Origin of the sequence: Shewanella metallivivens (genome assembly GCF_028750675.1) — a bacterium.
GTDB lineage: Bacteria > Pseudomonadota > Gammaproteobacteria > Enterobacterales > Shewanellaceae > Shewanella > Shewanella metallivivens.
Genome location: NZ_JAQQPZ010000015.1, coordinates 405,186 through 418,537, shown reverse-complemented (window position 1 = coordinate 418,537; position 13,352 = coordinate 405,186). Strand labels below are relative to the sequence as shown.

Genomic DNA, 13,352 nt, shown 5'->3' with positions numbered 1-13,352 from the left:
GCGTCTGGAAATGACCTACTCTCACATGGGGAGACCCCACACTACCATCGGCGATACTGTGTTTCACTTCTGAGTTCGGAATGGGATCAGGTGGTACCACAGCTCTATGGTTTCCAGACAAAAAATTGTTTATTTAACGCACCAATTCTTCATTAGGCATTAAATAATAATTCGGAAAGCTGATTGTTTGAGTTTCTCTACACTGCTTAAGCGCTTCATTCTAATACTAAGTATCAGTAAAACCCATCTGGGTTGTATGGTTAAGCCTCACGAGTCATTAGTACATGTTAGCTCAACGCCTCACAACGCTTACACACCATGCCTATCAACGTCCTAGTCTCGAACGGCTCTTTAGAGGTCTTAAAGACCTAGGGATGACTCATCTTAGGGCTCGCTTCCCGCTTAGATGCTTTCAGCGGTTATCGATTCCGAACGTAGCTACCGGGCAATGCTATTGGCATAACAACCCGAACACCAGCGGTTCGTCCACTCCGGTCCTCTCGTACTAGGAGCAGCTCCCTTCAATCATCCAACGCCCACGGCAGATAGGGACCGAACTGTCTCACGACGTTCTGAACCCAGCTCGCGTACCACTTTAAATGGCGAACAGCCATACCCTTGGGACCGACTTCAGCCCCAGGATGTGATGAGCCGACATCGAGGTGCCAAACACCGCCGTCGATATGAACTCTTGGGCGGTATCAGCCTGTTATCCCCGGAGTACCTTTTATCCGTTGAGCGATGGCCCTTCCATTCAGAACCACCGGATCACTATGACCTACTTTCGTACCTGCTCGACGTGTATGTCTCGCAGTTAAGCTGGCTTATGCCATTGCACTAACCGTACGATGTCCGACCGTACTTAGCCAACCTTCGTGCTCCTCCGTTACTCTTTGGGAGGAGACCGCCCCAGTCAAACTACCCACCAGGCACTGTCCTCAACCCCGATTAGGGGTCAGAGTTAGAACATCAAAACTACAAGGGTGGTATTTCAAGGACGACTCCACACAAACTAGCGTTCATGCTTCAAAGTCTCCCACCTATCCTACACATGTAGGTTCAATGTTCAGTGCCAAGCTATAGTAAAGGTTCACGGGGTCTTTCCGTCTAGCCGCGGGTATACGGCATCTTCACCGCAATTTCAACTTCACTGAGTCTCGGCTGGAGACAGCGTGGCCATCATTACGCCATTCGTGCAGGTCGGAACTTACCCGACAAGGAATTTCGCTACCTTAGGACCGTTATAGTTACGGCCGCCGTTTACCGGGGCTTCGATCATGAGCTTCTCTTGCGATAACCCAATCAATTAACCTTCCGGCACCGGGCAGGCGTCACACCGTATACGTCATCTTGCGATTTTGCACAGTGCTGTGTTTTTGATAAACAGTTGCAGCCACCTGGTATCTGCGACTCCCAGCAGCTTAGAGAGCAAGTCTCATCACCGCCAAGAGCGTACCTTCTCCCGAAGTTACGGTACCATTTTGCCTAGTTCCTTCAGCCGAGTTCTCTCAAGCGCCTTGGTATTCTCTACCCGACCACCTGTGTCGGTTTGGGGTACGATTCCTACTAACCTGAAGCTTAGAAGATTTTCCTGGAAGCATGGCATTAACTACTTCATCACCTTAGTGACTCGTCATCAGCTCTCGGCCTTAAGATTTCCCGGATTTGCCTAAGAAATCAGCCTACCACCTTAAACGCGGACTACCAACGCCGCGCTAGCCTAGCCTTCTCCGTCTCTCCATCGCAGTTAGCAGAAGTACAGAAATATTAATCTGTTTCCCATCGATTACGCCTTTCGGCCTCACCTTAGGGGTCGACTCACCCTGCCCCGATTAACGTTGGACAGGAACCCTTGGTCTTTCGGCGAGGGAGTTTTTCACTCCCTTTATCGTTACTCATGTCAGCATTCGCACTTCTGATACGTCCAGTGTGGGTTACCCCTTCACCTTCAACCGCTTACAGAACGCTCCTCTACCGCGCACACCTAATGGCATGCACCCGTAGCTTCGGTGGTATGTTTAGCCCCGTTACATCTTCCGCGCAGGCCGACTCGACTAGTGAGCTATTACGCTTTCTTTAAATGATGGCTGCTTCTAAGCCAACATCCTAGCTGTCTAAGCCTTCCCACATCGTTTCCCACTTAACATACACTTTGGGACCTTAGCTGACGGTCTGGGTTGTTTCCCTTTTGACGACGGACGTTAGCACCCGCCGTCTGTCTCCCGTATAGCACTCATTGGTATTCGGAGTTTGCAAAGGGTTGGTAAGTCGGGATGACCCCCTAGCCTTAACAGTGCTCTACCCCCAATGGTGTTCGTACGAGGCGCTACCTAAATAGCTTTCGAGGAGAACCAGATATCTCCCGGTTTGATTGGCCTTTCACCCCCAGCCACAAGTCATCCGCTCATTTTTCAACATAAGTCGGTTCGGTCCTCCAGTTGATGTTACTCAACCTTCAACCTGCCCATGGCTAGATCACCGGGTTTCGGGTCTACACCTTGCAACTAAACGCGCAGTTAACACTCGGTTTCCCTACGGCTCCGCTATTCGCTTAACCTCGCTACAAAATGTAAGTCGCTGACCCATTATACAAAAGGTACGCAGTCACGGTCTCAAGAACCGCTCCCACTGCTTGTACGTATACGGTTTCAGGTTCTATTTCACTCCCCTCACAGGGGTTCTTTTCGCCTTTCCCTCACGGTACTGGTTCACTATCGGTCAGTCAGGAGTATTTAGCCTTGGAGGATGGTCCCCCCATATTCAAACAGGATGTCACGTGTCCCGCCTTACTCGTTTTCATCAATGGTTAGTTTTCGTGTACGGGGCTATCACCCTGTGCCGCTGTGCTTTCCAACACATTCCACTAACACCCCACTGACTTAAGGGCTAATCCCCGTTCGCTCGCCGCTACTAGGGGAATCTCGGTTGATTTCTTTTCCTCCGGGTACTTAGATGTTTCAGTTCCCCGGGTTTGCCTCTACACACTATGTATTCATGTGCAGATACTCACTTATGTGAGTGGGTTTCCCCATTCGGACATCGTTAGCTCAAATGCTTGTTACTAGCTCGCCAACGCTTTTCGCAAGTTACTACGTCCTTCATCGCCTCTGACTGCCAAGGCATCCACCGTATACGCTTAGTCACTTAACCATACAACCCAAATGGGTCTTTCTTACGCTTGTTACTCATCTTATTATGCGGCGTGTTCAGTTTCACTCTTCAATCATGTAGCGCTGCTACACTCATTCGTCGTTCAACTTCAAGCCTTGCCTAATAAGCGATTAACTGCGCTCACCCTTTGCCTAAACAAAAGATAAGAAAAACTTGAGTTGCATTGCAACTAGCTGGTTTTTACTTTGATAATTCATGCACTTTCGCACACGAAATCGCCTTAGTTTTTAGAATATTCAAGACACTTAAACAGTGTTTTGAGAACTCAATGTTTGATACGTCACCTAAAATAAAGTGCCGCATCAAACGATTTGTAATTAATYACATGACAGACTCATGCAATTAAATACTATCAGCTTTCCAAATTGTTAAAGAACAACACTTAACCGGCTCGCGGTGTGTTTTCGCTCTACTTCCGAAGAAGTTAACAAGCAATCTGTGTGAACACTCAAGCACATGGATGTGCTGTGTGCAATAAACGCACGGATGCAGTTTATTGCCTACCAAGTATTGAGTTAGTCGTATAGGTAAGGAGGTGATCCAGCCCCAGGTTCCCCTAGGGCTACCTTGTTACGACTTCACCCCAGTCATGAACCACAAAGTGGTGAGCGTTCTCCCGAAGGTTAAACTACCCACTTCTTTTGCAGCCCACTCCCATGGTGTGACGGGCGGTGTGTACAAGGCCCGGGAACGTATTCACCGTAGCATTCTGATCTACGATTACTAGCGATTCCGACTTCATGGAGTCGAGTTGCAGACTCCAATCCGGACTACGACGAGCTTTGTGAGATTAGCTCCACCTCGCGGCTTTGCAACCCTCTGTACTCGCCATTGTAGCACGTGTGTAGCCCTACTCGTAAGGGCCATGATGACTTGACGTCGTCCCCACCTTCCTCCGGTTTATCACCGGCAGTCTCCCTAGAGTTCCCACCATTACGTGCTGGCAAATAAGGATAGGGGTTGCGCTCGTTGCGGGACTTAACCCAACATTTCACAACACGAGCTGACGACAGCCATGCAGCACCTGTCTCACAGTTCCCGAAGGCACAATCGCATCTCTGCAATCTTCTGTGGATGTCAAGAGTAGGTAAGGTTCTTCGCGTTGCATCGAATTAAACCACATGCTCCACCGCTTGTGCGGGCCCCCGTCAATTCATTTGAGTTTTAACCTTGCGGCCGTACTCCCCAGGCGGTCTACTTAATGCGTTAGCTTGAGAGCCCAGTGCTCAAGGCACCAAACTCCGAGTAGACATCGTTTACGGCGTGGACTACCAGGGTATCTAATCCTGTTTGCTCCCCACGCTTTCGTGCATGAGCGTCAGTCTTTGTCCAGGGGGCCGCCTTCGCCACCGGTATTCCTCCAGATCTCTACGCATTTCACCGCTACACCTGGAATTCTACCCCCCTCTACAAGACTCTAGTTCGCCAGTTCCAAATGCAATTCCCAGGTTGAGCCCGGGGATTTCACATCTGGCTTAACAAACCGCCTGCGCACGCTTTACGCCCAGTAATTCCGATTAACGCTCGGACCCTCCGTATTACCGCGGCTGCTGGCACGGAGTTAGCCGGTCCTTCTTCTGTAGGTAACGTCACAGATATTRCGTATTAAGCAATACCCTTTCCTCCCTACTGAAAGTGCTTTACAACCCGAAGGCCTTCTTCACACACGCGGCATGGCTGCATCAGGCTTTCGCCCATTGTGCAATATTCCCCACTGCTGCCTCCCGTAGGAGTCTGGGCCGTGTCTCAGTCCCAGTGTGGCTGATCATCCTCTCAGAACAGCTAGGGATCGTCGCCTTGGTGAGCCATTACCTCACCAACTAGCTAATCCCACCTAGGTTCATCCAATCGCGAAAGGCCCGAAGGTCCCCTCCTTTCCCCCGTAGGGCGTATGCGGTATTAGCAGTCGTTTCCAACTGTTATCCCCCTCGACTGGGCAGATCCCTAGGCATTACTCACCCGTCCGCCGCTCGTCACCTCAGGAGCAAGCTCCCTTGTGTTACCGCTCGACTTGCATGTGTTAGGCCTGCCGCCAGCGTTCAATCTGAGCCATGATCAAACTCTTCAATTAAAGTTTTGTTGAATCTTACGATTCAGCTCAATGAATTCTGATTGCTTATTTCACCAAGGTGAAACAAGTCTTTTGTACATATTGCTATGAACACTCATCGTTACATTGAGTTAAATTTTTTGATTGCCTACATTCCGAAGAACAAGAAGACAATTTCGAATAACTCAATACCTGTGAATGTCCACACAGATTTCTTGTTTAGATTGTTAAAGAGCGTTGATGCCGTGTTTCGTGCATCGCCTTAGACGCTAGGTCGTCGGCTTGGGCTGCGTATTTTACGCTTTCCCGTGTTCGCGTCAAGTGTTTTTTCAAACTTTCTTTTCGCTGTTGAATCGAGTGTTTTGAAGCACTTAATTCAACCTAACCTGGTGACTGCTTTCGCTGTCTGCCGTGTCAGTGGATGCGCATTATAGGCACCATAAGATTTAGTGCAACCCCTTTTTTAAGGGTTTTATCTAAAAAGAGCTTAAGTGAGCACTATTCAAACAAAACACATTAATAACGGTTAAAAACACAACATAAAAGTAACTTTTTAGGGCTTTTAAGACTAAGTCGACAGTCATTTTCGGCTCTTTTTGGTTTCTAAATGCAAATGAACCACCTTTGATCAGTAAGTTAAAGCAGATAACGATGATATCGATAAATAATTAACAAGCATAAAAGTGATTGATTACAGTTAACGTCCTTTATGTACTGCCAAATAGTCATTGTAGTCTTGTACGAATAGTCACGATGTGTTTAGCAATCTATGTACAAAGCCTGATGTCTAAACAGACTTTAACTAATTTCAGGCAGACTTTAACTATAGTACATAAACAATCTTTGGGATCGTAAATAGGTAATTTTAATACAACAGCACCATCGAATTAATGGCGCTACTTATAATGATACAACCCAATAATTATTGAGTTAATTTGGGGCACGATTCTATTGATGATTATCTTTTGATGGCATTGCTTGGGTTTTGTCTTCGACATGAGGGTCTACAGCGTCCTGCTGGAGCTCTGTTTTATCAGCATGAACTGGCTCATCCCCTACAATATGCTCAACCTTTAACTTTTTAATGGTTTTGATTGTAATAACAGGTCCTGATAAGGCATATATGTAAAACCCTAAGCACAAAATAATCGCCGGTTCGACAGAAACAACAACAAATACGCCAACCAGTAATAGCATGACGATGAAATTGACTCTACCGCGCCAATCGACTTCTTTAAATGAGTGATATCTGAAATTACTGACCATTAATAGCCCAGTTAAGGCGGTAACAAAGGCAACGATATAACTAATATTTGTTGGATCAATTTCATATTTGCTACCACTCCAGATACTTCCGGCGATTAATGCTGCAGCAGCTGGGCTGGCAAGCCCTTGAAAAAAGCGTTTATCTGCAACACCCACTTGCGTGTTAAATCGGGCAAGTCTGAGTGCAGCAGATGCACAATAGATAAATGCAGCGAGCCAACCTATTTTACCTAAATCTTGTAAAGCCCAGTTATAAACTAATATTGCTGGAGCCATCCCAAACGACACCATGTCGGCCATGCTATCGTATTCGGCACCAAAGTCGCTTTGGGTATTAGTGAGTCTAGCCACTCTTCCGTCTAGTCCATCACAAATCATCGCAATAAAGATTGCTATTGCTGCAGATTCAAAGTGACCATTCATAGATGAAATCACGGCATAGAACCCAGAAAAGAGTCCTGCTGTGGTAAATAAGTTAGGTAATAAGTAAATACCTTTATTTTTTACTGTTTGATTGGATGAATTTTGCATACACTTTAAACAATATTGTTTTAGATGTTGGATTTATACTCAAGATAGCATATTTTGGAACAATCAAGCATAGGGTCATTTTAGCCTTGGGAACTCACATGGGAACTTTTCGTTTAGTTATTAGTTTAATCGTTATTACCTTTAGCTGTTTTTTGTATGCTGAACCCATTTATACATGGGTTGATAAAGCCGGCGTAGTACATTACAGCCAGCAGCCACCTAAGGGTGTAGATGCTACATTAATTTATAGCGAAGATATGGAACCTGCCAAAATAGGAACTCGTACTCCGCAAAGAAAAACGCCACCCACTAAAGAGATGACTGATTTAGAAAAGTCGGCACAGATCATTAATGCACAAGACCAAAAACAAGCTGTAGAAATTTGCGAAAGTGCTAAGCACAGCCTTAATGTATTAACGACTCATACCCAGTTAAACCAACAGAACAAAGAAACCGGTGAAACCGTTGCCATGACAGAAGAGCAAAGACAAGCTGCGATTGCCGAAAACACTGAACGGGTAAAGTTATTTTGTAAATAACCTGACTCTGGATAATAAACGACTTTCAAACGGTCCTTTGCCCTACTATCTGCATTGAATCGGCTTACAATAGTCGTATTGACGCGTCAATTCGCCTTGTTAGCATAACAATTGACAACCGTGAAAGTGAAGTGGGTTAATATGCTGATTTTAAATAGTATAATTCATCTCTTATCCCTAACTCAGGTTAAATAGCAAACACTCAAATAAAAAGGGAGCCTTCGCTCCCTTTTTATTTTACGCAGTTGGTTTATTGCTCAAATGTTAACTGACCATCAACCACATCAACGTTAATCATTTTACCTGGCAGCAATTGTCCGCGAAGGAGTTTTTGCGCCAATGGGTTTTCAACTTCTTGCTGTAGGGCACGTTTTAATGGGCGCGCACCATAAACAGGGTCGAAACCGGCTTCGGCGATTAGCGATAACGCCGCATCAGTTAACTGAATATCAAACTCTTTCTCAGCCAACCGCTTACGCAATAGCTCAAGCTGAATGCTAGCAATATGTTTAATGTTCTCGGCATCCAATGGATGGAACACCACAGATTCATCGACACGGTTTAAAAACTCTGGACGGAAGTTTTGCATCACCACCTCCATCACGCTTTGTTTCATTTCATCATAACTGGCGCGACCAAAGCTTTCTTGGATACGATCTGAACCTAAGTTAGATGTCATGATGATGACGGTATTTTTAAAATCAACCGTACGGCCTTGACCATCAGTTAACCTGCCGTCATCTAACACTTGCAGTAAAATGTTAAACACATCGGGATGCGCTTTTTCAACTTCATCAAGCAAGATAACCGAATACGGTTTACGACGAACCGCTTCTGTTAGATAGCCGCCCTCTTCATACCCGACATATCCGGGAGGTGCACCGACTAGGCGTGACACGGTGTGCTTTTCCATAAACTCTGACATATCGATGCGCACCAATGCCGATTCGGTATCAAACAAAAACTTAGCCAGTGATTTACAAAGCTCTGTTTTACCGACACCGGTTGGCCCAAGGAACAAAAATGAACCTATAGGGCGCTGTGGATCTGCAAGCCCTGCACGGCTACGACGAATGGCATTTGATACTGCATCGACGGCTTCATGTTGACCAATAACCCGTTCGTGTAATGCATCTTCCATGTGCAAGAGTTTTTCGCGCTCACCTTCAAGCATTTTTGAAACGGGAATACCTGTTGCTTTTGATAACACTTCTGCAATTTCGATATCGGTAACCTTATTGCGTAATAAGGTCATATCTTGCATTTCAGCTTGTGACGCCAAATCGAGCTGCTTTTCAAGCTCAGGGATCCTTCCATACTGCAATTCGGACATGCGAGTTAAATCGCCGGCACGTCTTGCCACCTCTAAATCGAGGCGAGCTTGCTCAAGATCCGCTTTGATATGCTGCGTACCTGCAAGAGCGGCTTTTTCAGTATGCCAAATCTCATTGAGCTCAGCTGCGTGGCTTTCCACTTCTTTCAACTCTTGTTGTAAAAAGTCTAAACGTTTGCGGCTGGCGTCGTCGGTTTCTTTACTGAGCGCTTGCTCTTCAAGCTTTAACTGAATCGCACGACGCTCTAATTTGTCCAACGCCTCTGGCTTAGAGTCGATTTGCATACGAATGCTCGATGCCGCTTCGTCAATTAAGTCGATAGCTTTGTCGGGTAATTTTCTGTCTGAAATATAACGATGTGACATGGTTGCTGCGGCAACAATGGCAGGATCGGTTATTTCAACATGATGATGCAATTCGTAACGCTCTTTTAAACCACGTAAAATAGCGATAGTGTCTTCAACACTAGGCTCATCAACAATCACTTTTTGGAAACGACGCTCAAGTGCTGCATCTTTTTCAATGTATTGACGATACTCATCTAACGTTGTGGCGCCAACACAATGCAAGTCACCACGGGCTAACGCAGGCTTTAACATGTTGCCAGCATCCATGGCACCTTCACCTTTACCGGCGCCCACCATGGTATGCAGTTCATCAATAAACAAGATGACCTGCCCTTCTTCTTGTGACAATTCGTTTAATACTGCTTTTAAACGTTCTTCAAACTCACCGCGATATTTTGCGCCAGCAATAAGCGAGCCCATGTCGAGTGATAACACTCGCTTGTTTTTAATGCCCTCTGGCACCTCACCATTAATGATCCGTTGCGCCAGCCCTTCAACAATGGCTGTTTTACCTACGCCAGGCTCACCGATTAACACAGGGTTGTTTTTACTCCGGCGCTGCAACACCTGAATGGTGCGGCGAATTTCATCGTCACGACCAATCACAGGATCCAGTTTGCCCTGCTCGGCACGCTCGGTTAAATCAACGGTAAACTTTTTTAACGCTTGGCGCTGATCTTCAGCATTTGGATCATCAACTTTTTGGCCGCCGCGCATGTCCTCAATGGTTTTTTCCATGAGTTCTTTGCTGGCACCCGACTCTTTTAACGCTTTTGACAGTGCATCGTTGTTTTCAAGTGCCGCTAACACAAACAATTCAGACGAGATGTATTTGTCTTTACGTTTTTGGGCGAGCTTGTCGCATAAATTCAGTAGACGGATTAATCCTTGAGACAATTGAACATCGCCACCGGTACCATCAACTTGTGGTAAACGCTCCAACTCCTGGGTCACGGCAGAACGAAGCGCGCTAACACGAATGCCAGCTTGGGTTAATAATGGATGAATAGAGCCAGAATCTTGATTGAGTAGCGCCATCATTAAGTGAGTGGGTTCGATAAATTGATGATCGCGCCCCAAGGCTAATGATTGGGCATCAGAAATGGCAATTTGAAACTTATTAGTCATACGATCGAGTCTCATATAACCTCCTAGGATCTGATACTTATGTAATGGGAAATTAATTCAGAAATGAATAATTTGTTACTTTAAAGATGGGGGCGATAATTTTAAATTCAAGCTTAAAACTTAATCTAGATCAAAAAATTGTTCGTTTTTTGAACTTGGCAAGTTCGTTAAGATTTTAACCAAATAAGCGATGCCATACGGCCAGTGTGATGATCGCGACGGTAAGAAAAATAATCAGAATGAGAAAAGGTACACACGTTGGCATTAAACACTTGTGACACGCCCATTTGCAACAAACGGAACGTCGCAAGGCCTGGCAAATCGGCAAGGTACTTATTGTTATAGGCCGTAAAATATTGTTCAGCATAAGGGTGTTTTTGTATAAAAGCCTCCCGCACCTCTGCCCCGACCTCAAAAGTCTGTGGCCCAATTGCAGGGCCTAAATAAGCCATAAGCTCAGTTGTTGGTGTGTTAAATAGTGCAACGGTTTGTTCAATAATGCCAGCACACAGCCCACGCCAACCAGCATGTGCTGCTGCAATTTCAGTACCTTGTTGATTGCACAACAATACAGGTAAACAGTCTGCTGTCATCACAGCGCAAACATCACCGGCTTTATTGCTATAACTTGCATCGGCTTTAATAGGTAAATCACTGGGCGATTCACTCAGTTGTAGATGCGCCATATTCACCACATCTACACCATGCACCTGTTCAAGCCATAGTGGTTCAGCAGGTAAAGATAATCGCTCGCGTAAAGAAGCACGATTAGTTAAAACATGTTGTTGATTATCGCCAACATGTAACCCTAAATTTAAACTGTCAAATGGCGCTAAACTGCATCCGCCATGTCGATCCGTCATCGCTATTGCGACATTATCAGGTAAAAGCCAATCGTGCTGGAGCATTATAAATACTCGATAGGATTTAATTGCGTATCTTCACGTAATGCTTTGGTCAGCTCAACCATGTCATCAGGAATTGGCGCATGCCAGGTCATGATTTCGCATGTAAATGGATGCGCTAACTCTAAACGCACCGCATGTAATGCCTGGCGGTTAAAGCTTTTGAGTAATTCAAAAAACTCTGGGCTGGCATTTTTAGGGGGTCTTGGGCGGCCACCATAAACAGGATCGCCAACCAATACATGACCAATGTGCGCCATGTGTACACGAATTTGGTGAGTACGGCCGGTTTCTAGGCGTAAACGCAAACGCGTATGAGCGCGGAACTTTTCAGCCACACGGTAATGCGTCACTGACGGACGCCCCCCATGAATCACCGCCATTTGTGTCCGTCTTGTAGCATGACGTTCAATCGGCTCATCCACTGTGCCACCCGCTGTCATCGTACCGAGCACAATCGCTTCATATTCACGCACAATGTCACGTGCTTGCAATGCAGCAACTAAATGAGTTTGTGCTTCAACGGTTTTGGCTACAACCATTAAGCCCGTTGTGTCTTTGTCTAAACGATGCACAATACCGGCTCTCGGAACATGTTCAATGTCTGGGCAATGATGTAATAAGGCATTCATCAATGTGCCGTCTGCATTACCAGCGCCAGGATGTACAACTAGACCTGCTTGCTTATTAACAACAATGATATGGTCATCTTCATAAACAATATTTAAATCGATAGCTTGCGCCTTCGCACGCACTTCTTCTTCAAGTGTGGCTGCAACTTCTATCAATTGAGACTCGAAAACCTTTTCCCGTGGCTTGTCGACTGTGATACCGTCAACAGTAACTGCACCAGATAGGATCCATTCCTTGATGCGTGTACGAGAGTAGTCAGGGAACAAACCTGCTAATGCTTGGTCTAATCTTAGACCGGTTTGTGTTGCTGTGATCTCGCTTTTTAGATTAATCTCTTGTGTCATAGGAACCGTACCCCAGTTTAGGGGTCCAAAGTGAATGTGCTATCTGTTACAATCGGATGTTTTCTATTTTACCGTGAAATGGAAAAATTCTTAACAACAACTTAAAAAGAATTGAATTCAAGTATGTATAAATTTGCCCAAGGTGTCGCCCTAGTAATACTTTCACTGGCTTTAACAGCCTGTAGTAGCAGTCCAAAAGAAGATGAATTTACACAAAAAGCATCGCCTGATCAGCTATATACCCAAGCTAGAACGTCAATGGAATTAGGTAATTATTCTAAAGCCGTACGTTCACTTGAAGCATTGGATTCTCGTTATCCTTTTGGTCCGCATAAGACCCAAGTTCAATTAGATTTGATTTATGCGTATTACAAAATGGACGACGCAGCCTCTGGGATTGCCAATATTGACCGCTTTTTACGCCTCAACCCAACACACCCTAATATTGATTACGTGCATTATATGCGCGGTTTAACCAATATGCAGGCGGATAATTATTTATTTCACGATTTAATGAATATCGATCGTACTGATCGTGATCCTAAAAATGCTCAAGATGCATTTAAAGATTTTGACCGCTTAATTAAATCATACCCAAATAGTAAATATGCTGCCGATGCGCAACACCGTATGCAGTTTTTGAAAAACCGTTTAGCACAATATTCTATTCGGGTAGCCGAGTATTATATCAAAATGAACGCTTGGAGTGCAGCAGCAATTCGCGCGCAAACTGTGATGGAAAAATTCCCAGGTACACCAGCAACCGAACGTGCTTTAGAAATCATGTCTGAAGCATACGAAGAATTAGGTCAAGAAAAACTCCAAGAACACATAAAAATGGTGATGCGAGCAAACTTCCCTAACAATAAAATGCTCACTAACTAGTGATTGCATATCATTGAATGAATCAAACGCTCTTCGGAGCGTTTTTTTATAGATGTAAAAAATGGCAAACCACTTTTTGAGTGCAAAACCAACTTGCGGGCAGTGATACAAATCCGCATGAGAGAGTGCTCTTTAGCGAACATTATTAGTGCAGAATTCGCGACAGCCTTTTGAGGGCATAGTGCGCCCGACAACAGCCCCTAAAGAAGATCACGTTGA

6 protein-coding genes and 3 rRNA genes are annotated in these 13,352 nt (G+C 45.3%); 2 read left to right on the top strand and 7 right to left on the bottom strand.

What is annotated here, in order from left to right; all coding sequences use genetic code 11:
* Nucleotides 1–2: 2 nt before the first annotated feature.
* The 4 genes from rrf to pssA form a co-directional block, all read right to left on the bottom strand.
* A 5S ribosomal RNA gene (gene rrf / locus PQR79_RS19945) occupies nt 3–118 on the bottom strand.
* A 138-nt stretch (nt 119–256) separates the two neighbouring features.
* A 23S ribosomal RNA gene (locus PQR79_RS19940) occupies nt 257–3,150 on the bottom strand.
* A gap of 549 nt (nt 3,151–3,699) precedes the next feature.
* Nucleotides 3,700–5,242, bottom strand: a 16S ribosomal RNA gene (locus tag PQR79_RS19935).
* The 16S, 23S and 5S rRNA genes sit together here, the layout of an rRNA operon.
* Before the next feature lie 927 nt (nt 5,243–6,169).
* Complete coding sequence (gene pssA / locus PQR79_RS19930; protein WP_238107607.1) at nt 6,170–7,018, bottom strand: CDP-diacylglycerol--serine O-phosphatidyltransferase; 849 nt, start codon at nt 7,016–7,018, stop codon at nt 6,170–6,172.
* Nucleotides 7,019–7,116: 98 nt separating this feature from the next.
* On the opposite strand from pssA, the gene PQR79_RS19925 reads away from it, so the two are divergent.
* Nucleotides 7,117–7,557 (top strand): DUF4124 domain-containing protein, encoded by a 441-nt coding sequence (locus tag PQR79_RS19925; RefSeq protein WP_274408632.1) that lies wholly within the window; start codon nt 7,117–7,119, stop codon nt 7,555–7,557.
* 250 nt (nt 7,558–7,807) lie between these two features.
* Here PQR79_RS19925 and clpB read toward each other — a convergent pair whose 3' ends face one another.
* From clpB to rluD, 3 genes are all read right to left on the bottom strand, one after another.
* Nucleotides 7,808–10,381, bottom strand: coding sequence for an ATP-dependent chaperone ClpB (gene clpB, locus PQR79_RS19920; protein WP_238107609.1), 2,574 nt, complete (start codon nt 10,379–10,381; stop codon nt 7,808–7,810).
* 152 nt (nt 10,382–10,533) lie between these two features.
* Nucleotides 10,534–11,274: a peptidoglycan editing factor PgeF gene (gene pgeF / locus PQR79_RS19915; protein ID WP_238107610.1), complete on the bottom strand. Its 741-nt coding sequence runs from the start codon at nt 11,272–11,274 to the stop codon at nt 10,534–10,536.
* Entirely contained in the window at nt 11,274–12,248 is a 975-nt protein-coding gene (gene rluD, locus PQR79_RS19910) for a 23S rRNA pseudouridine(1911/1915/1917) synthase RluD (protein ID WP_238107611.1), read from the bottom strand. Before rluD ends, pgeF begins: the two co-directional genes overlap by 1 nt.
* Nucleotides 12,249–12,371: 123 nt before the next feature.
* On the opposite strand from rluD, the gene PQR79_RS19905 reads away from it, so the two are divergent.
* Nucleotides 12,372–13,133 carry an outer membrane protein assembly factor BamD gene (locus tag PQR79_RS19905; RefSeq protein ID WP_238107612.1) on the top strand — a complete coding sequence of 254 codons (762 nt, stop codon included), beginning with the start codon at nt 12,372–12,374 and terminating at the stop codon, nt 13,131–13,133.
* Nucleotides 13,134–13,352 lie beyond the last annotated feature (219 nt).

Bases quoted from the DNA above. Each gene is read 5' to 3' on its own strand.
- pssA (WP_238107607.1), bottom strand. From the start codon at position 7,018: ATGCAAAATTCATCCAATCAAACAGTAAAAAATAAAGGTATTTACTTA.
- PQR79_RS19925 (WP_274408632.1), top strand. From the start codon at position 7,117: ATGGGAACTTTTCGTTTAGTTATTAGTTTAATCGTTATTACCTTTAGC.
- clpB (WP_238107609.1), bottom strand. From the start codon at position 10,381: ATGAGACTCGATCGTATGACTAATAAGTTTCAAATTGCCATTTCTGAT.
- pgeF (WP_238107610.1), bottom strand. From the start codon at position 11,274: ATGCTCCAGCACGATTGGCTTTTACCTGATAATGTCGCAATAGCGATG.
- rluD (WP_238107611.1), bottom strand. From the start codon at position 12,248: ATGACACAAGAGATTAATCTAAAAAGCGAGATCACAGCAACACAAACC.
- PQR79_RS19905 (WP_238107612.1), top strand. From the start codon at position 12,372: ATGTATAAATTTGCCCAAGGTGTCGCCCTAGTAATACTTTCACTGGCT.